Consider the following 17,552-nt stretch of genomic DNA (forward strand, 5'->3'; position numbering starts at 1 on the left):
CCCGCCACCGCCGACAAAACGCCGGTGCCGCCGCCCGGGACGCCGCCGATGCCGCCGCCCGGGACGCCGCCGGTGCCGCCGGGCGGGACGGCGGTTACAGGTACATCCCGGTCCGGTGCTCGCCCGCGTCCCGGTGCGGCGGCTTGTCGCCCTCGCCGAAGAACCGCCGGCCGCCGAACTCGCCGTGCAGCCGGTCGTCCAGCTCGTCGGCGAGCCCGGTCATCACCTGGACGGCGAGCATCAGGTGGGTGGCCTGGAAGTTACGGCCGAAGACCGGGATGGAGGCCCAGACGGTGTCGTTGGTGCAGTAGAGGCGCCCGATCGGCATCCGGTTGGTCAGCTCGGAGAGCTTGACGTAGAGCTGTTCGGTCGGCTCGACCTCGGTGAGCACCGGGGAGAAGACGTCGACAAGCGGCGGATTGTCCCGGACCCGTACGAAGACCATCGCCGAGCCGGCCCGGATGCCGATGTCGCCGTCGGAGTCGAGCTGGAGCTGGTCCGCCGACGACTTCAGCATCGCCGAGACCACCGTCCGGACCCGGTCCTCCAGGGCCAGCGTGTCGTTGCCGCTCTGCGCGGCCCTGGCCACCGCGAGCGCCTCGTCGAGGTCGAGGTCGAGGGTCGGGTCCGCCGCGACCTCGGGCCGGGCGGTGCCGAGCGGCTCGACGGGTATCGGCTCGTCGGACTCGTCGTGCACCAGGAAGACGAGGAAGGCCGGGTGCGGTGCGCCGTACACGTCGCGCAGGGTCCGCGACACGGTGGTGGCCAGCCGGGGCGCCTCGGCTGTACTGGCCCGCATCCCGAAGTGCTCACCGGAGCCCTCGACCACCCCGGGCGGCGACCAGCCGAGGGCGATCATGTCGGCGATCGCGGACCGGTCCAGGCGATAGCCCTGGGGCAGTACGGCGTTGCCCACCGCCCGCAGGTCGACCCGGTCGTCCACGCCCAGCTCGATGCTGAGCGAGTAGACGGCGTCCCCGGTGCCGGAGGCGGTGGGATCGAGGGTGAGTGCGATCCGGGTGCCGGTGGGCAGGCCGCGCAGCTGGCCGGCGAGGGCCCGGGCGAACTCCTGCCACGCCTCGGTCACCTTCACCCGAAGGTCGGCGGTGGTCGGCTCGTCGAGGAGGATCGATTCGTGGTGCTCGATCGGGCCCCCCTTCGCCGTCGGGCCTCCCCCGGTCACTTCGTCCCGCGGCGCCGCAGGGTTGTCAGCCGCCATAGTCGCCTCCGTCCGTCAGGGCACCGCACACCCTACCCAGCCGGCCGGTCGGCCGGGATAGTGCGGACCCCGATCGGACACTAGATGATCCATTGGCCGGCGGGCCGGGAGGCACTTCCGGTTCGGCGTGATTCCACGGTGTCATCCTGATGACACCGTGGAATCACGCTCGAACGGCATATGCCTTTCCGGCCTCGCGGCTAGCGACGGGAGGTCGCGGCGAAGAACTCCCACATCGCGGTGGTGGCGTCGACGGCGGCCGGAAAGCCACTCGCAGACGGCCAGGCGTGCCCCATCCCGTTCACCGTGTAGTCGACGACCTGGCTGCCGTCCGGGCAGGTGCTGCTCGTACGGTTCACCGTCCGGCCTCCGTCGACCCAGGCTGGCGTCCCGACGGTGCAGTTCAGGTTCTTCTGCCAACGGGACAGCCCGGAGTACATCCGGGTGGAGTTGCGGTCCTCCCGGCCGATGAAGGTGATCAGACCGACCGGCCTGCCCGGCTTGTAGTTCGGGTCACTTGCGGCAGGGCCGGCGGCGAACGCCCCGCTGACCGGCGCGATCGCCGCGAACACCTCGGGTGCCTCGACCCCGAGCGCGTACGTCAGCTCGCCGCCAGAGGAGAACCCCGTCGCGTAGACCCTGGCCGGGTCGACCGACCACTCCTTGACCATCTTGTCGACCAGCGCCCGGACGAAGTTGATGTCGTCGCCCTGCTCGGTTGCTCGGCTGAACTGCTTGTCCAGCGCCTTCGGATAGGCGACCAGGAAACCTTCGGTGTCGGCGAGGGCGTCGAGCCCGCTGATGTCCCGTAGCCCTTCGGGGCTCTGGTCGGTCCCGTGCAGGGCCACGACCAGCGGGGTGGGCGCTCCGGGGCGGTAGCCGGCCGGGGCGTGCAGCGCCCAGGTCCGTTCCTTGCCGGCCCAGTCGATCGCCAGGGTGTGGTCGCCGGGCGCCGGAGAGACCGCCGGTCGGGCTGCCCGGGGCGCACCCGGGTCGGCGCAGCAGTCTTCCGTACCGCAGGCCGCGGTCGTGCCAATAATCGCCAACAACGCGATCGCCGTCAGGATGGATCGTCCAACGCTGCGCATCAGTGCCCCGTTCGATGTGCCCTTGCTAGTCGCGAGACTATGTCAGAATCGACATAGCATTGCCGCTCCGGGAGATAACAGTTTGGCTACCGTCAGTACGCTGGGTTGCGCCCTGCTCTGCGCCCTCCACCGTGGCTCGCTCACCGGCTACGAGCTGGTCCAGCGGATGCGCAAGCCGATCGGCTACTACTGGACCGCCCAGCAGAGCCAGATCTATCCCGAACTGGCCCGGCTGTCGGCGAGCGGGCTCATCGAGCACGACGCCGAGGCCGGGCCGGGGCCACGGCAGCGCAAGACACACCGGCTCACCGACGTCGGCCGCGAGGCGTTGGCCGCCTGGCTGGTCGAGCCGCCCGCGCCCCGGGCCTTGCGGGACGAGGCGATCCTCAAGACGTACGCGCTGGCCGCAGCCGATCCCGACGGGATGCGCGAGTTCTATCTCGCCGAGGCCGAGGTCTACCAGCGCCGGCTGGACGACTTCCGGGCACAGCACGCCGACCTGCTGTCCCGGCACGCGGACGATCCGCTGCATCCGCAGTTCGGCGCCTTCGCCACCCTGGAGCTGGCGCTGGCCGGCACACTGCCACGGATCCAGTGGTGCCGGTGGATGGCCGACCGGATGACCGAACTCGCCCGGCTCCGCCGCGAGGGCCGGACCTGGCCGCCCACCCCGCCCGGGTCGCTGGCAGACCTGCCCAGCTAGGCGCCGGTGTCGCCGTTCTCTGCCGGCCAGCGGGCGGCCAGGTCTGCGAGACCGGCCGCCGCCACCGCCGGGTCCGCGCCGCGACCGACCGCGACCCCGAGCAGGTACGCCGTGACCGGTGCGCCGGGCCGGAGCACGTTGTGCGCCACGTCGCGGGCCAGGTCGAGTACCCGGGGCACGTCGACGTCGGCCGGCTCCAGGTCGAGTTCGGCACAGGCCGCCGCCACCCAGCGGTCCATCGCGTTCATCTGATCCACTCCTCCGCCCGGCGTACGTCGTCCTCAGTGTCGCAGTCGAACCAGGGCGGCGGCCCCGTCCCCCGCCACCCCACCGTGCCGACGGTCAGTTCGGCGACCAGCGCACGCATCGACGTACCGGTGAGCACGCCGTCGCGACCGGCGGCCAGCCGGGTCAACGCGGCCCGTAGCGGCGCCACCCGCCAGACCCCGCAGAGGAACTGCCCCCGCCCGTCCTCGTCGACGTAGACCACGCCGTCGGCCTCGGCAGCCCGGACCAGCGCGGTACGCAGCCGGCGCACCGCGTCCGGGGTCAGCAACGGCAGGTCGGCGGCAAGCAGGGCGACGACGCCCGTGGGGAGCAGGGTCAGGCCGGCGGCGAGGGCGGCGACCGGGCCGCCGCCGGACGGTTGCTCACGTGTCGTCAATGTTCCCGCCGGGAGGTCACCGGCCGGGCCGACCACTATCCGGGGATCGGCGTCGGCGACCGCCGCGAGTACCCGGTCCAGCATCGGCCGGCCCCCCACCGGCAACGCCGGCTTGTCCGCGCCACCCATCCGGCGGGCGGCCCCGCCGGCCAGCACCACCGCCGCGTACCGGGGCGGAGCGGGTGGGATGGACGACTCCAGACCGGTCATCCGGTAACGGTAACCGGGCTTGCCGCGAGAGCCGGCGGGTCGCGAGGCAGGATTGTGGGCATGGGACGAGCCAGTGGTCGGCGGCGCGTGTTGCGGATAGACCTGGACCCGGCGCAGCCGGGTGATCGGCTCGCGGTACGCCGGCAGGACAGTCTCGCCGCCGAGGAGCCGCTGGAGATCCGGGTGGGTCCGGCCGGCCCGGACCGGCGTGCCCCGCTGGCGGTCACCATGCGTACCCCGGGCGACGACCTCGACCTGGCGATCGGGTTCCTGCTCACCGAGGGGATCATCCGGAACGCCGACGACGTGCGCACGGCGCAGCTCTGCGCCGGCACCGACACGCCGAACACCTACAACGTGGTGGACGTCGTGCTCGCCGACGGCGTACCGGCACCGGCCACCGATCCGGCCCGGAACTTCTACACCACCAGCTCGTGCGGGGTGTGCGGCAAGGCCAGCATCGACGCCGTCCGGACCCGCTCCCCGCACGACGTGTCGACGGACCCGGTGACCGTGCCGGCGCGTACCCTCGCCGAGCTGCCGGAGCAGCTCCGGGCCGCCCAGCGCGGATTCGACCGTACCGGCGGTTTGCACGCCGCCGGGCTGTTCAGCGCCGACGGGAAGCTCGTCGTGCTGCGCGAGGACGTCGGGCGGCACAACGCGGTCGACAAGGTGGTCGGCTGGGCCGTCCGGGAACAGCGGCTCCCGCTGCGCGGGCACCTGCTGCTGGTCTCCGGCCGGGCCAGCTTCGAACTCACCCAGAAGGCCTGGATGGCCGGCATCCCGCTGCTCGCCGCCGTCTCCGCGCCGAGCACCCTCGCTGCCGAGCTGGCGACCGAGGCCGGGATGACCCTGGTCGGCTTCCTCCGGGGCAACACCATGAACGTGTACACCGGGGACAGGCGGATCCAGGTCTGAGCCGCACCCGTACGCCCGGCCCGGCCCGGTGCGGTCCGGTGCGGGCCGGTCCGGTGCGGGCCGCGGCGGCGGCAGGTGTCTCCGGCGCGGAATGTCGAGCTGCCCCGTTTCTGCGCCCACCAGGTTCCCGGGCAGCCCCGGCCCTACCTCGGAGGTAATCGCCGGCACGGCTCTGCGATGGCAGGCTCGTCGGACAGGCACGGAAGATCGCTGGAGGCTTCTCATGGACATCCGGAGCACGGTCGAGGAACTGCTGCGTCGGATCGGCACCGGCGACCCTGACCACGCCGCCGCGCTCTACGCCGAGACGGTCGACTGGCAGGTCAACTGGCCCGAGCCGACCCACCCGGCGGCGCCGTGGATCCGCCCCCGGTCCAGCCGGGCGGACGTCGCCGACCACCACCGGACGCTGGCTGCGAACTGCGTGCCGGGGCAGGGCTCGCTCACCATCGAGCACATCCTGGTGGACGGCCGGCACGCGGTGGTGACCGGCGAGACCGCGCAGACCATACGGGTCACCGGCCGGCGCTTCAACACCCGGTTCGCCCTGCACCTCACCGTCGAGGACGGGTTGGTCGTCCGGCACCACGTCTACGAGGACAGTCTCGCCATCGCACTCGCCTGCGGCCCGGCTGCCGACCCGAATGCCGGGGCGGATGCCGACCCGAATGCCAGGGCGGATGCCGGGGCGGGACGCTAGCCGACTGTGATGGTCGGTCCGGGTGCCGGCAAGCGGCCCCGGCCGCGTTGGCCGAGCAGACGGCCAGCGGGTAGCCCCTTTGTCTGTCTTCACGTCTCGGGGCAAGGGTCGGAGTCGAGGTCGGGCCAACCGTCGAGTACGGAGGGGCCGATGCCGGCCTGCAACGCCTCGGCCAGGAGTTGCGCGAACGAGTAGTCGGGCTGTGCCGCGAGCGCTCGTTCCACCGCCACGCTGGCCAGGGCACCCTGCCCGGCCCGCCAGGCGGCGAAGCCGAGCAGGGTGGCCGGGGCGGGCACCAGTTCGGGCTCCGCCCGACGGAGTACGTCCGTCCAGAGCGTGAGGTGCCACTCCTCGCCGCCGGTCGCCTGCCACGCGTCGTCCCGGACCGGCAGGTGCACCATGAGCAGGCACAGCCAGGCCACCTCGTCGTCGGTGAGCTGTCCGCCGTTCCGGTAGCGGTCCGTCGCCTCGCGTACCGCCGCACGGCCGGCCCGGCGCAGCGCCCGGCGGCCGTGCGGAGGGTCGGGCCGGTCCTCGGCCAGCAACGCCTGGAGGCGGATCTCCGCCCGGCCGGCCGCCTTCCGCAGCTCGTCCCGGGCCGGTCCGTCGAGCGGGGCGAGCCGCCGGGCCAGGGCGTCCCGGTCGGGCAGCGCGACCTGGCCGGCGAAGGTGGCCGCCGCCGCGAGCTGGCTGGTCGAGCAGTCGAACGGGCGGCCATCCGGTGGACAGCATCCGGCATCGTCACAGACGTACGACCAGTAGCGGTCGCCGGTCACCCGGAGAGCCTCCAGCACCGGCAGTCCGGCTCGGCCGAGCGCGGCGGTCACCGCGTCGACCGTGGGGGTGACCCGGGCCGGCTCGCCGTACCCGATGACGGTCGTGATCTCGACGTGCTGGCGGGCGACGATCGCCGCGACCTGCGCGGCGGCCTCGCCGATCTCGTCGGCGGCAGCCGGCCCGGTGATCTCGGGCAGGTCGCCCCGGGCGACGAAGACGACCCGGTTGCCGCGCAGCGCCATCACCACCAGGCTGTCGGCCGGATGGAAACCCAGCAGGTACGGCACGGCCGCGAGCAGGTCGGCGGTCGAGCGGACGGCGAGGATGGCCCGGTCATTCGAGGTCATGCCGGGGAGCCTGCCGAGCCGGCGACCATGGCCGGAGACCCTGTGGACGACACGCCCGAGCCCATCCACAGCTACTCTCGGTAGTTCCGCTGGTCAGCCGTCATCTGCGAGTTGCCGCCTTTCGCATCGGATATTTTCGATGTCTTTGGAAGCCAGCCCAGGAACCGCTCGGCAAGCTCCATCGGCTCGCTGTAGGGCTGATCCTCGATCGCGGCCAGCAGCCGCGCGGCCAGGAAGGCGGCCAGCCGGCGCCGGTCGTCCCGGTACATCGCCAGCAGCACCAGCCGGACGGGCTGGCACGGCCAGGCTCCGCCGCACTCCCGGCAGCGGAACACCGGGCGGACCGGGGTGTGCGGCCGGAACCCGGCGTACGGCCGGCGCGTCACCACCGGGAGTTCCTGGACCGCAGGCGCGGCAACGGGGACGCGGTGGACCCGGTGGACCCGGTGCATCGCCGACGGAATCCGCAGCGGTATCCGCATTGGCAGTAGCGCCAGAGTCGGCGCCAGTCCCGACGGTGCACCGGATCTGATCGAGATCGCAATTCCGTGATCCCTTCCTCCGTCGCCGACACGATGCGATGGAAGCGGGGACGGCGCCGGTGGCGTACACCCCGACACCGTCCCCGCGCACATCCGCCCGTCCTTGGGGAGAACAGCGCGGCGGATCCGGACGAATGCGCTTGCCTTCCACTCTGGACGCCGAATGGCCAGCCCGGGAAGATGGGCGACGGCCAGGTGTTCGGACCGGCCACGGAGGTGTAGGGGCGTAGCGGATCACGAATTTTCGTGGAGATTCGGAGAGTGCGAATGACTATGTCAGCGAGTGAGTTCGTGCTATGGGAACTGCGGCGTCGGAGAGCGGCCGAAGGGCTCAGCCAGGACGAGTGGGGAGCCCGGCTCTACTTCTCGGCCCAGCACGTCAGCGCCGTGGAGCGCGGCACCCGGCCGGCGAAGCCCGACTATCTCCTCGCCGTCGACAACGAGTTCGGCACCTCGCTGGCGGTCTTCTACGAGAGCTTCGTCATGCAGGAACTCGCCCCGGTCTGGCTACGCCCCTGGCTCGAATACGAAGAGAAGGCCACCGCCCTGCGCCTGTACGGCGCCCTCGTGATCCCTGGCCTCTTCCAGACGGAACGGTATGCCCGGATGGTTCTCTCCTGCGCACCACTCCAGTCCGACGAGTTGGAGAGCAGAGTTCAGCTTCGGCTGAGCCGGCAGGCCATTCTTGATCGCCCGAATCCACCACGCGTCTCGGCTGTTGTCGACGAACTCGTCCTCCGACGCGGTGAGCCGACGATCATGCCGGAGCAACTCCAGCACCTCGTCGCACTCGCGGAGCGACCGAACATCACCATCCGGGTCATCCCGTCAGACGCCCCTGCCCACCTCGGTTGGGGCGGACCGCTGGAACTCGCCAGCTTCACGGATGCCGAGGACGTCGGCTATCTCGACAACCACCTGGAGGGACAGACCGTCACCAGCCCCAGTCAGGTGACAGCACTGCACGCCGTCTGGGACGATGTCAGCGCGGTCGCGTTGCCTGCCCGCCAATCCCTGGACCTGCTCAAGGAAGTGGCAAAGTCATGGACATGACCGGCGCTGCCTGGCGCAAGAGCACGCGATCCACTCCCAACGGCGGAAGCTGCGTCGAAGTCGCCGACAACCTGCCGGGGCGGGTGTTCGTGCGGGACAGCAAGGACCGCGACGGCGGCACCCTCACCTTCACCCCCGACACCTGGCACGCCTTCGTCAGGGACCTGGCCCGACACCCCTGACCAGACGCCGGGGAGTGGGTGTCGAAACCCCGGAGCCGCCCCGGTGGAATCACCTGACCTGAATGTCGTCCTGGGTTCAGGGGAACGTGCGGGCGGTACCCGATGTGCCGGCACCGCGCCGGAAACGACCCTTGTCGCATGAGAAGAATTGCTATTCCGCTGGTGGCGGGACTGTTGACGGCGGCGGTGCTCGGCTCCGTGCCGGCAGCCGCGAGCGTCGGCACGACCGGCACGGCGGCATCGAAGGCCGCGGTGATCGCCGAGCAGCGGGTCGGCGACCGTCTGGTCGATCTGACGATCGCCTCGCCCGCGCTCGGCGGCGACGCGAAGGTCCGGCTGCTCACTCCGGACGGCTGGGACCGGCGTGACCGGCACGACCGGTGGCCGGTGCTCTACCTGCTACACGGCATGTTCGGCTCGCACGAGGACTGGGTGACGCAGACCGACGTCGCGCAACTGCGCGCGCTCCGGAACGTCCTCGTGGTCATGCCGGACGGCGGAGATCCGGGCGGGTACTACACCAACTGGTGGAACGGGGGCCGCTTCGGGGCACCGGCGTGGGAGACGTTCCATCTCGACGAGGTGCGCTCCATCCTGGAACGCGGTTACGGTGCCGGCACCCGCCGGGCCGTTGCGGGGGCGTCGATGGGCGGCTACGGCGCGCTTCTCTACGCCGGGCACCGGCCGGGCATGTTCCGGGCGGTGGCCAGCTACAGCGGCCCGGTCCACCTGCTGCATCCGGAATCGGTCGCCCGCTGGCAGTTCGCGTTCGCCGACCCGAATGGCGCCCCCTACCTCGACCTGTGGGGGGACCCGGTCGCGCAGCGCGCGAACTGGGAGCGCCACGACCCGTACCAGCTCGCCGGTGCGCTCCGGCACACGCCGGTCTTCCTCAGCTGCGGCGACGGCGAGCTCGGCCCGTTGGACGGTCCGGACACCGGCGAGGTGGACCAGGACATCGAAAGGTTCGACCGCGTCCTGAACGTCTCCCTGGAAGCTGAGCTACGCCGCCGAGGCGTCCCGGTCGTGACCCACTACTACCGGGGCACCCACCAGCCCGCGTACTGGGAGCGGGAACTGCACCGCTCGCTGCCGATGCTCCTCTCCGCGCTGCGCTGACTCCGAGGTCGGAGCGGGGGTGGCCGGGACCGGTCGCTCCCGCTCCGACCTGAGTGGACCGTGACGGTGCGGGCAACGGGACAGTCGGCGACGGAGAGGATGACTACCCTACGCGTCGTGCAGCCTTCCTATGCCGCTGTAACTCCGCCCCCTGCGCAGATGCCGGCACCGCGCAAGAGTCGTACCGGACTCGTGCTGACCTTCGTCCTCCTCGGTAGCCTGCTCGTGCTCTGTGCTGCCCCGGCCGCCTTCTTCGGCATCCGGTACGCCACTTTCGAGACCGGCCCGCACGACAGCCTGCCCAACGTCTGCACCGCGTTGTCGAGTGAGCGGTTCCGCTCCCTGATCGGCCCCGGAGCTTCCTACGAGCGGCGCAGGTCGGACGCCGGATGGCCCTCCGAGGGCTGCCACTGGCCACCCGAGAAGACGCCCACCGGTGTCCAGGTGTCGGTGGACGCGACGCGGTACACCCGGTCGTTCTGGAGCGGCAGCACCGACAAGGCCCGCGAGCAGTTCGAGCGCGCCTCCGCGCGCCAGCACGAGTTCGCCGAGCAGCCCAAGCCACCGGCGGTGATCATCGGTCTACGCGGTACCGGTCACCAGGGTTTCTGCAAGGTGCGCGCATTCCTCGACGTTCCCCGGTACGAGTGCTGGATCAGGGACGGGAACGTTCTCATCACCATCCTGGTGGGCCCACCTTCGAAGAACAGCCGTGTCGACCTCGCCGAGGACCAACTCCCTCGGCTGGGTGAGGATTTTCGAGACACGATCCGCGACATCTCCAACGACCTGATCGAGGACCTGTAGCCGCGGCGATCCCCAGGCGGGCTTCGGGGGGACGTCCCCACCGCTACGGCAGCTCCAGGAATTCGCGAAGTGCAATTTCGACAGCACCCATGGTGGTGTGCGAGACGAAGCCGTGACTGTCGCGCAGGGCGGTCCGGTCCAGGATCTGCACGACGCTGTGGATCCTGACGTACGTTCCGGCGAGCGGGTCGCCCGCACCCAGCCGCACTGCCAGATGATTCGGATGCGGTACGTCGCGGACGACGGTCAGCGCCCAGATGGCGAGTTCCTCGACGCTGTTGTACTCGTCGTTGCTGATCACCAAGACGCGGTGCTGACTGTTGCCCCGCAGCAGGGTCCAGATCTGGCCGCGCCTCACCACTGCGAGTCGCGCAGCGCGATGTCGTTGCTCTCCTCCATCAGTGCCCGATCGTCGGCGGACTGTCGGGCGGACCGCCGACGCAGGTACTCCCCGTACGCCTGGGCCGCTTCCCGCTGACGTGACCGGCGCGCTTCCGGAAGGACCCGTCGAACAGCATCGACGACGGCGGCGGACGCGTTGCCCTGGCTGTGCAGGTAGGCGGCGACGTCGTCGGGCACGCTGATGCTGAGCTTCACGGTCATACTTTCATCCTACCGCCGAAAGCGGCAGGCAGCCCCGGCGGCGCGCGGCGGTCACCCCGGTCAATCCGTGGCGGGCCGGAACAGGTGCGGAAGGGGCATAGAATTCCCGGCTGATGAGTGAGAGTCCGGCTCCACTTGGCACGGTGCGCCTCGGCATCGACGTCGGCACCTCGAACACGGCAGCAGCCCTGCGCGGTCGCGACCACGAGGTCCGGCCGGTCCTGTTCGACGGCGCCCTGCTGCTGCCGTCCGCGGTCTTCGTCGACGGTGACACCACCCTCGTCGGCCTCGACGCCCGGCACGCCGGGGTCTCCCGGCCCGCACTGCTCGAACCGAACCCGAAACGCTGCATCGACGACCGGACCGTCCTCCTCGGCGCCCAGGAGATCCCCGTCGAGCGGCTGCTCGCCGCGATCCTGCGCCGGGTACGCGACGCCGCCGGGCAGGCCGCCGGCCAGGTGGACGAGGTCTGCCTGACCTATCCGGCGACCTGGGGGACGCGACGGCTCGGCACCCTCACCGCCGCCGCCCGGCTCGCCGGCCTGCCCGAGCCCACGACGGTGCACGAACCGGTCTCCGCCGCCGCGCACTTCGTCGGGCTCCCCGACGTCGAACTCTCCGCCGGACAACTGGCCCTCGTCTACGACCTCGGCGCGGGGACCTTCGACGCCACCCTGATCCGACGCACCGACGCGGCTTTCGACGTGGTGGCCAGCCAGGGGCTGCCCGACGCCGGAGGGCTGGACATCGACGCCGCCGTCGTCGCGTCGATCTCCGCCCACCTCCGTCCCGACGACGACGCCTGGGGCTACCTCCGCCGGCCCCGGACCCCGGCGGACCTGCGCCACCGTCGAATGCTGGACGACGGCGTACGGGCGGCCAAGGAGATGCTCTCCCGCACCTCCCAGACGTCGATCCACGTTCCCGTGCTGGACGCGGAGGTGCCGCTCGGCCGGGAACAGTTCGAGACACTTGCCCGGCCACTGCTCGAACGGACGGTGGCGGCGACCCGGGCGGTGCTCCGGGACGCCGACGTCGACGAGTCGGACCTGGCGGCGATCTTCCTGGTCGGCGGCTCGACCCGGATCCCGCTCGTCAGCACACTCCTGCACCGGGCGCTCGGCCGCCCACCTGTCGTACTCGACCAGCCGGAACTCGCGGTCGCCCAGGGCAGCATCGCCGGGCCGCGCGCCCCGGGCGGCCGACCACCGGCACCCGCCACCCGACCCCTGCCGGTCGACCAGCCGCCAGCGGTGGACCAGCCGCCAGCCGTCCCTGCGAGAGTCCCGGCCGGCCAGCCGGCACGCGTCCGGCCGCCGGTCGATCGGGCTGTGCCCGCCGCCCCGGCCGGACCCGCCCGATCGTGGCACACGCCAAAGGCACGACCAGGCAACCGCTGGCGCTGGACGGCCGCCGGTCTCGGTCTACTCCTGGTGATGGCGGCGGCCGGCCTGACGTACAGGTACGCGTCCGACTCCGGCCGAAATCCAACCAACCCGGCGAACGCGTCGACACCCAGCGGCACGCCGACCTCGCCATCGCCATCGCCATCGACGGCGCCGACGCCGACGATCGATGCGGTGGCGGTCGTACCGGCACCGTTCGTGGGGCAGTGGACGGGACAGGTCAGCCAGCCGGGCGGCGTGGTGCGGTCGTGGCAGGTCTCCGTCACCTTCACGGCGGGGTCGGACATTGGCACGTTCCGCTCCTCCAACCTCGGCTGCCGGGGTACCCTCACGATCATGGCTCCGCGTCCCACCTTCCGGGAGATGCACCTGCGCCAGCGCACCACCAGCAACCCGAAGTCGATCTGCGTAGCCGCGGCGGACTGGACGCTGATCGTCGCCGGCAGCGGCCGGATCGCCATGTACTGGCAGCAGTTCGGCGAGCCCACGAACGCCGCCACCGCCACCCTGACCCGTCCCTGAGCCGTTGCCGCCCGACGATTACTGCCACTCGGACATGGAACCGCTGCCCGGGCCGTCACCGCACCCGCGCAGCGGCCGGCTCGGGCAGCCGTACTTTCTCGACCTGCCGCATCAGCCTCAGCGGCGACGCGGCGTGATCAGCCCCGACTCGTAGGCCCAGACGACCAACTGGGCCCGGTCGCGGCAGTACAGCTTGCTCATCGCCCGGTTGACGTGTGTCTTGGCGGTCAACGGGCTGATCACCATGCGTTCGGCGATCTCGTCGTTTGTCAGTCCGCGGGCGACGAGTTCGACGATCTCCTGCTCACGGGCGGTCAGCACGTCGCGTCCGGCCGCCAGGTCGGCTGGCGGCGGGGCGGTGGCGAACTCGCTGATCAGCGTCCGCGCCACCGTCGGGGCGAGTTGCGCGTCGCCACGGGCCACCACGGCGACCGCCTGCAACAGGTCGGCCGGGTCGGCGTGTTCAGCGCGCCGGCCACCCCGGTGACGCTGTTCGTCGACGGACGGGCGGTCTATACGACCGAACCCGTCGAACCGACCGGGCCGATCGAACCGACCGGGCCGATCGAACCGACCGAACCGGCCGGGCCGGTGTCGGCGAAGACCGACGGCTGGCCGGTGCTGGACCCGCTCGGCTACGGCGCACGTTCGCCGGTGCCGTGGTCCCGGTTCGACCGGAGGTACACCCTCGTCCTCGACCGCGGCCTCGACCTGGACGGGCTGGTCCCCCGGTACGCCCACACCGTCAACGGCGCCGCCCACCCGGACATCCCGCCGCAGGTCGTACGCCGCGACGACGTCGTCAGGTTCACCATCGTGAACCGGGCGCTGGTGGTGCACCCGTGGCACCTGCACGGGCACCACGTCCTGGTGCTGTCCGGCAACGGCCAGCCGGTCACCGGAAGTCCGCTGTGGCTGGACTCCTTCGCCGTCCTCCCCGGCGACGTCTGGGAGGTGGCGTTCCGGGCCGACAACCCCGGGACGTGGGCCAACCACTGTCACAACCTGCCGCACGTCGACGCCGGGATGACACTGCACCTGACGTATTCGTGATCGTGGCAGCCGAACAGCTACCTTGCCCAGATGGACCTGGCGTACCTGCGGGAGCATCCGAACCAGCTTCCGCTCTTCCTCACCCACCAGCGGATCCGGGAGACGCCGGTGCCCGGTGGCGACATCTGCGCCGCCAGACGACTCACCCTGGACGACGGCAACTCCGTCTTCGCCAAGTCCTGGCCGGAGGGGGCCGCCGAGCCGGTACCCGAGGATTTCTTCGCCACCGAGGCGGCCGGGCTGCGCTGGCTGCGCGCGGCCGGCGCGGTGCCGGTGCCGGAGGTGATCGCGGCGCTGCCGGAGCTGCTGGCCCTGGAGTGGGTGGAGCCGGGCGAGCCGAGCCCGGCGGCGGCCCGGCGGTTCGGCGCCGGGCTGGCCGCCCTGCACCGGGCCGGCGCCGACACCTTCGGCGCGGCCTGGCCCGGCTTCGTCGGGGCGCTGCCGCAGGACAACACCCCGTCCGCCGGGCCGTGGCCGGTCTGGTTCGGCGAGCGCCGGCTCGCGCCCTACCTGCGGCAGTCGGTCGACAACGGCGCGCTCTCCGCGGCCGAGGCCACCCTGGTGGAGCATGTGGTCGCCCGGATCGAGGAGTACGGCGGTGCCGAGCCGCCGGCCCGGATCCACGGTGACCTGTGGCCGGGCAACCTGCTCTGGGGCGCCGACGGCCGGGCCTGGCTGGTCGACCCGGCGGCGCACGGCGGGCACCGGGAGACCGACCTGGCCCAGCTCGCCCTCTTCGGCGGTGCCCCGCACCTCGACACGATCGTGGACGCCTACCAGGAGGTGTGGCCGCTGGCCGACGGTTGGCGGGAGCGGCGGCCGGTGCACCAGCTCCACCTGCTGCTGGTGCACACCGCGCTGTTCGGTGCGGCATACCGGGATGCGGTTGGTACGGCGGCTCGGGCCGCGCTGTCGGTCTGACGCGCTACCGTCGAGCGATGACCATTCCCGTCGGGGGGCTCGTCGACCGGTACGGCCGGGTCGCGACCGACCTGCGCGTCTCGCTCACCGACCGGTGCAACCTGCGGTGCACCTACTGCATGCCGGCCGAGGGCCTGCCCTGGCTGCCGAAGTCGGAGGTGCTCACCGACGACGAGATCGTCCGCCTGGTCGGCATCGCGGTACGCCTGCTCGGGGTGACCGAGGTCCGGTTCACCGGCGGCGAGCCGCTGATCCGCCCCGGGCTGCCGGAGATCGTCGCCGCCGTCGCCGCGCTCCGCCCCCGGCCGGTGCTCTCGCTGACCACCAACGGAATCGGGCTGGACCGGCTCGCCGGGCCGCTGCGCGAGGCCGGACTCGACCGGGTCAACGTCTCGCTGGACACCCTCGACCCGACCCGGTTCACCGAGCTGACCCGCCGACCCCGGCTGGACGCCGTACTCGACGGGTTGGCCGGGGCGGTGGCCGCCGGGCTGACCCCGGTGAAAATCAACTCGGTGTTGATGCGCGGGGTCAACGACGGCGAGGCGCCCGAACTGCTCCGCTTCGCGCTGGCCCACGGCTATCAGCTCCGGTTCATCGAGCAGATGCCGCTGGACGCCCAGCACGGCTGGGACCGGTCGACGATGGTCACCGCCGAGGAGATCCTCGCCGCGCTGCGGGCCGAGTTCACCCTGTTGCCCGACCCGGCCGAGCGGGGCGGGACGCCGGCCGAGACGTGGCTGGTGGAAGGTTGGACGGACACCGCCGGCCGGCCGGCCCGGGTGGGTGTGATCGGCAGCGTGACCCGGCCGTTCTGCGGGGACTGCGACCGGACCCGGCTCACCGCCGACGGACAGGTCCGGAACTGCCTCTTCGCCACCGACGAGTCCGACCTACGGGCGGCACTGCGCGGCGGCGCCTCCGACGACGAACTCGCGCAGCGGTGGGGGGCGGCGATGTGGGGCAAGCGGGCCGGGCACGGCATCGACGACCCGACGTTCCTGCAACCGGCCCGGCCGATGTCGGCGATCGGCGGCTGACGATGACTACCGCACCCACCCTGGTCGTACGCTACTTCGCCGCCGCGCGGGCCGCTGCCGGCGTACCCGAGGAGACCGTGCCCGGCGTCGGCAGCCTCGACGCGCTCGCCGGTGCGCTGGCCGACCGGCACGGTGCCCGGCTGGCCACCGTGCTGACCATGGCGAGTTTCCTGGTCGACGGCGTGGCCTGGCACGACCGGCGGGCGCCGCTGCCGGCCGGCGCGACGGTCGACGTGCTGCCTCCGTTCGCGGGCGGCTGAGGCGCCCGTGCTGGCTCTGCTCGGTTTCGTCGGCACGTTGACCCTGGTCATCGGCCTGATCCATCTCTACCTGTGGAAGCGGCTGGTCCGGGACACCACCCGGCCCGGGCGCTGGCGGCGGGCCGGCGGGGTGGCCGTACTGGTGCTGGCCGTGCTCACCCCGGCGACCCTGGTCGGCACCCGGCAGGGCTACTACTGGCTGGCCTGGCCGGGCTACCTCTGGCTGGCCGTGATGTTCTACCTGCTCGTCCTGCTGGCCGTGCTGGAGATCCCGATGCTGGCCGCCCGGTTGGTCCTGCGCCGCCGCGGTGTCCGGGCGGCCACGCCCGCACCGGCCGGCGCCACCTCGCCCGCACCGTCGACCCCGGCCCCACCACCGACCCTGGACCTGCTGCCGACCGCGGGCGCGACGCCGGCCGGGGACGCCACGCCTGCTCCGGACGCGCCGCCGACCCCGGACGCACCGCCGGCCCTCGACGCGCCGCCGACCCCGGACGCGCCGCCGGAAGCCGGCCACGACCCGGGACGGCGGCTGCTGCTCGCCCGGGGCGCCGCCATCTTCGCCGGGCTCACCGCGGCCGGGATCGTCGGGTACGGCGTCCGCACCGCCCTCGGCCCGCCACAGGTCGACCGGGTGCGGATCCCGCTGGCCAAGCTCCCCCGGAGCATGGACGGGCTGCGGATCGCCACCGTCTCCGACATCCACATCGGACCGTTGACCGGCCGGGCGCACACCGAGCGGATCGTGTCGATCATCAACCGGCTCGACGCCGCCCTGGTGGCGGTGGTCGGTGACCTCGTCGACGGCACGGTCGGCGAACTCGGTCCCGCCGCCGCACCTTTGCGTGACCTGCGGTCCCGGTACGGCAACTTCTTCGTCACCGGCAACCACGAGTACTACTCCGGGGTCGAGGAGTGGGTGGTCGAGCTGGACCGGCTCGGGCTGCGGGTGTTACAGAACCGCCGCGCGGAGATCCTGGCCCGGGGCGGCGCCCTCGACCTCGCCGGAGTGAACGACCCGACCGGTGGGGAACTCGGTTCCGCCCAGGGTCCCGACTTCGAGGCGGCGCTCGGCGGCCGGGATCCGGGCCGGCCGGTGGTGCTGCTCGCGCACCAGCCGGTGAACGTGCACGAGGCGGCGAAGCACGGCGTCGACCTGCAACTCTCCGGGCACACCCACGGTGGCCAGATCGTGCCGTTCAATTTGCTGGTCGCGTTGCAGCAGCCGGTCGTCTCCGGGCACGCCACCGTCGACGGCACCCAGCTCTACGTCACAAACGGCGCTGGCTTCTGGGGTCCGCCGGTCCGGGTCGGCGCCCCGCCCCAGGTCACCCTGGTCGAACTCCGCTCGACAGCCTGACCGTCCGCGCCGCCGGAGAGGTCCCCAAGATTCTTGTTGAACCAGGGTTCGTGGCGGA

At 72.1% G+C, this 17,552-nt stretch carries 21 protein-coding genes and 1 pseudogene; 13 read left to right on the forward strand and 9 right to left on the reverse strand.

Translation table 11 applies throughout. The annotated features are described in order from the left end of the window. Positions 1 to 94 precede the first annotated feature (94 nt). Complete coding sequence (locus tag O7626_RS33920) at positions 95 to 1,219, reverse strand: hypothetical protein (protein ID WP_278065065.1); 1,125 nt, start codon at positions 1,217 to 1,219, stop codon at positions 95 to 97. 200 nt (positions 1,220 to 1,419) lie between these two features. Beyond that, a complete protein-coding gene (locus O7626_RS33925; RefSeq protein ID WP_278065066.1) occupies positions 1,420 to 2,307 on the reverse strand; it encodes a PHB depolymerase family esterase in 888 nt (295 codons plus the stop codon). Between the two features lie 82 nt (positions 2,308 to 2,389). On the opposite strand from O7626_RS33925, the gene O7626_RS33930 reads away from it, so the two are divergent. Continuing rightward, a complete protein-coding gene (locus O7626_RS33930) occupies positions 2,390 to 3,010 on the forward strand; it encodes a PadR family transcriptional regulator (protein ID WP_278065067.1) in 621 nt (206 codons plus the stop codon). On the opposite strand, the gene O7626_RS33935 is transcribed toward O7626_RS33930, so the two are convergent. Together O7626_RS33935 and O7626_RS33940 are read right to left on the reverse strand one after the other, a co-directional pair. Further along, positions 3,007 to 3,258, reverse strand: coding sequence for a DUF6457 domain-containing protein (locus tag O7626_RS33935; RefSeq protein ID WP_278065068.1), 252 nt, complete (start codon positions 3,256 to 3,258; stop codon positions 3,007 to 3,009). The two genes, O7626_RS33930 and O7626_RS33935, sit on opposite strands and share 4 nt — an antisense overlap. After that, positions 3,255 to 3,884: an NTP transferase domain-containing protein gene (locus tag O7626_RS33940; protein WP_278065069.1), complete on the reverse strand. Its 630-nt coding sequence runs from the start codon at positions 3,882 to 3,884 to the stop codon at positions 3,255 to 3,257. Before O7626_RS33940 ends, O7626_RS33935 begins: the two co-directional genes overlap by 4 nt. Before the next feature lie 60 nt (positions 3,885 to 3,944). Here O7626_RS33940 and fdhD point away from each other — a divergent pair, with 60 nt between their 5' ends. Together fdhD and O7626_RS33950 are read left to right on the forward strand one after the other, a co-directional pair. After that, complete coding sequence (fdhD, locus tag O7626_RS33945) at positions 3,945 to 4,802, forward strand: formate dehydrogenase accessory sulfurtransferase FdhD (protein WP_278065070.1); 858 nt, start codon at positions 3,945 to 3,947, stop codon at positions 4,800 to 4,802. 223 nt (positions 4,803 to 5,025) lie between these two features. Further along, on the forward strand, positions 5,026 to 5,502 hold the full coding sequence (locus O7626_RS33950) for a nuclear transport factor 2 family protein (protein ID WP_278065071.1): 477 nt from the start codon (positions 5,026 to 5,028) through the stop codon (positions 5,500 to 5,502). Between the two features lie 89 nt (positions 5,503 to 5,591). Here the strand turns inward: O7626_RS33950 and O7626_RS33955 are convergent, their stop codons facing one another. Then, positions 5,592 to 6,626 (reverse strand): DUF4192 domain-containing protein, encoded by a 1,035-nt coding sequence (locus O7626_RS33955; protein WP_278065072.1) that lies wholly within the window; start codon positions 6,624 to 6,626, stop codon positions 5,592 to 5,594. Between the two features lie 71 nt (positions 6,627 to 6,697). Then, positions 6,698 to 7,015 (reverse strand): hypothetical protein, encoded by a 318-nt coding sequence (locus tag O7626_RS33960; protein WP_278065073.1) that lies wholly within the window; start codon positions 7,013 to 7,015, stop codon positions 6,698 to 6,700. 426 nt (positions 7,016 to 7,441) lie between these two features. Between O7626_RS33960 and O7626_RS33965 the strand changes: the two genes are divergently transcribed. The 4 genes from O7626_RS33965 to O7626_RS33980 all read left to right on the forward strand — a co-directional run bounded on the left by O7626_RS33965 (position 7,442) and on the right by O7626_RS33980 (position 10,329). Continuing rightward, entirely contained in the window at positions 7,442 to 8,221 is a 780-nt protein-coding gene (locus O7626_RS33965) for a helix-turn-helix transcriptional regulator (RefSeq protein ID WP_278065074.1), read from the forward strand. Beyond that, positions 8,212 to 8,403, forward strand: a complete 192-nt coding sequence (locus O7626_RS33970) for a DUF397 domain-containing protein (protein ID WP_278065075.1) — start codon at positions 8,212 to 8,214, stop codon at positions 8,401 to 8,403. Before O7626_RS33965 ends, O7626_RS33970 begins: the two co-directional genes overlap by 10 nt. A 138-nt stretch (positions 8,404 to 8,541) precedes the next feature. Continuing rightward, complete coding sequence (locus O7626_RS33975; protein WP_278065076.1) at positions 8,542 to 9,522, forward strand: alpha/beta hydrolase family protein; 981 nt, start codon at positions 8,542 to 8,544, stop codon at positions 9,520 to 9,522. A 117-nt stretch (positions 9,523 to 9,639) separates the two neighbouring features. Next, positions 9,640 to 10,329, forward strand: coding sequence for a hypothetical protein (locus O7626_RS33980; protein ID WP_278065077.1), 690 nt, complete (start codon positions 9,640 to 9,642; stop codon positions 10,327 to 10,329). A gap of 43 nt (positions 10,330 to 10,372) precedes the next feature. Here the strand turns inward: O7626_RS33980 and O7626_RS33985 are convergent, their stop codons facing one another. After that, positions 10,373 to 10,687, reverse strand: a complete 315-nt coding sequence (locus O7626_RS33985) for a type II toxin-antitoxin system PemK/MazF family toxin (RefSeq protein ID WP_278065078.1) — start codon at positions 10,685 to 10,687, stop codon at positions 10,373 to 10,375. Next, a complete protein-coding gene (locus O7626_RS33990) occupies positions 10,684 to 10,932 on the reverse strand; it encodes a hypothetical protein (RefSeq protein WP_278065079.1) in 249 nt (82 codons plus the stop codon). The genes O7626_RS33985 and O7626_RS33990 overlap by 4 nt, the downstream gene beginning before the upstream one ends. Positions 10,933 to 11,045: 113 nt before the next feature. On the opposite strand from O7626_RS33990, the gene O7626_RS33995 reads away from it, so the two are divergent. Beyond that, positions 11,046 to 12,860, forward strand: a complete 1,815-nt coding sequence (locus O7626_RS33995; RefSeq protein ID WP_278065080.1) for an Hsp70 family protein — start codon at positions 11,046 to 11,048, stop codon at positions 12,858 to 12,860. A gap of 117 nt (positions 12,861 to 12,977) precedes the next feature. On the opposite strand, the pseudogene O7626_RS34000 reads toward O7626_RS33995, so the two are convergent. Next, a pseudogene (locus O7626_RS34000) lies at positions 12,978 to 13,325 on the reverse strand (response regulator transcription factor); the annotation flags it as partial. Positions 13,326 to 13,514: 189 nt separating this feature from the next. Here O7626_RS34000 and O7626_RS34005 point away from each other — a divergent pair. Genes O7626_RS34005 through O7626_RS34025 form a run of 5 tightly spaced genes read left to right on the forward strand, consistent with a single transcriptional unit; the run spans position 13,515 to position 17,494 of the window. Continuing rightward, positions 13,515 to 13,913 (forward strand): multicopper oxidase domain-containing protein, encoded by a 399-nt coding sequence (locus O7626_RS34005; protein WP_278065081.1) that lies wholly within the window; start codon positions 13,515 to 13,517, stop codon positions 13,911 to 13,913. A 30-nt stretch (positions 13,914 to 13,943) separates the two neighbouring features. Then, on the forward strand, positions 13,944 to 14,834 hold the full coding sequence (locus O7626_RS34010; RefSeq protein WP_278065082.1) for a fructosamine kinase family protein: 891 nt from the start codon (positions 13,944 to 13,946) through the stop codon (positions 14,832 to 14,834). A gap of 17 nt (positions 14,835 to 14,851) precedes the next feature. Then, complete coding sequence (gene moaA / locus O7626_RS34015) at positions 14,852 to 15,874, forward strand: GTP 3',8-cyclase MoaA (protein WP_278065083.1); 1,023 nt, start codon at positions 14,852 to 14,854, stop codon at positions 15,872 to 15,874. 2 nt (positions 15,875 to 15,876) lie between these two features. Beyond that, on the forward strand, positions 15,877 to 16,134 hold the full coding sequence (locus O7626_RS34020; RefSeq protein WP_278065084.1) for a MoaD/ThiS family protein: 258 nt from the start codon (positions 15,877 to 15,879) through the stop codon (positions 16,132 to 16,134). Positions 16,135 to 16,141: 7 nt separating this feature from the next. After that, positions 16,142 to 17,494 carry a metallophosphoesterase gene (locus O7626_RS34025; protein ID WP_278065085.1) on the forward strand — a complete coding sequence of 451 codons (1,353 nt, stop codon included), beginning with the start codon at positions 16,142 to 16,144 and terminating at the stop codon, positions 17,492 to 17,494. The last annotated feature ends 58 nt before the right edge of the window (positions 17,495 to 17,552 follow it).

The organism is Micromonospora sp. WMMD1102, assembly GCF_029626265.1.
In the GTDB taxonomy this organism is placed as follows: domain Bacteria; phylum Actinomycetota; class Actinomycetes; order Mycobacteriales; family Micromonosporaceae; genus Plantactinospora.

Bases quoted from the DNA above. Each gene is read 5' to 3' on its own strand.
- O7626_RS33920 (WP_278065065.1), bottom strand. From the start codon at position 1,219: ATGGCGGCTGACAACCCTGCGGCGCCGCGGGACGAAGTGACCGGGGGA.
- O7626_RS33925 (WP_278065066.1), bottom strand. From the start codon at position 2,307: ATGCGCAGCGTTGGACGATCCATCCTGACGGCGATCGCGTTGTTGGCG.
- O7626_RS33935 (WP_278065068.1), bottom strand. From the start codon at position 3,258: ATGAACGCGATGGACCGCTGGGTGGCGGCGGCCTGTGCCGAACTCGAC.
- O7626_RS33940 (WP_278065069.1), bottom strand. From the start codon at position 3,884: ATGACCGGTCTGGAGTCGTCCATCCCACCCGCTCCGCCCCGGTACGCG.
- fdhD (WP_278065070.1), top strand. From the start codon at position 3,945: ATGGGACGAGCCAGTGGTCGGCGGCGCGTGTTGCGGATAGACCTGGAC.
- O7626_RS33950 (WP_278065071.1), top strand. From the start codon at position 5,026: ATGGACATCCGGAGCACGGTCGAGGAACTGCTGCGTCGGATCGGCACC.
- O7626_RS33955 (WP_278065072.1), bottom strand. From the start codon at position 6,626: ATGACCTCGAATGACCGGGCCATCCTCGCCGTCCGCTCGACCGCCGAC.
- O7626_RS33965 (WP_278065074.1), top strand. From the start codon at position 7,442: ATGTCAGCGAGTGAGTTCGTGCTATGGGAACTGCGGCGTCGGAGAGCG.
- O7626_RS33970 (WP_278065075.1), top strand. From the start codon at position 8,212: ATGGACATGACCGGCGCTGCCTGGCGCAAGAGCACGCGATCCACTCCC.
- O7626_RS33975 (WP_278065076.1), top strand. From the start codon at position 8,542: ATGAGAAGAATTGCTATTCCGCTGGTGGCGGGACTGTTGACGGCGGCG.
- O7626_RS33990 (WP_278065079.1), bottom strand. From the start codon at position 10,932: ATGACCGTGAAGCTCAGCATCAGCGTGCCCGACGACGTCGCCGCCTAC.
- O7626_RS33995 (WP_278065080.1), top strand. From the start codon at position 11,046: ATGAGTGAGAGTCCGGCTCCACTTGGCACGGTGCGCCTCGGCATCGAC.
- O7626_RS34010 (WP_278065082.1), top strand. From the start codon at position 13,944: ATGGACCTGGCGTACCTGCGGGAGCATCCGAACCAGCTTCCGCTCTTC.
- moaA (WP_278065083.1), top strand. From the start codon at position 14,852: ATGACCATTCCCGTCGGGGGGCTCGTCGACCGGTACGGCCGGGTCGCG.
- O7626_RS34020 (WP_278065084.1), top strand. From the start codon at position 15,877: ATGACTACCGCACCCACCCTGGTCGTACGCTACTTCGCCGCCGCGCGG.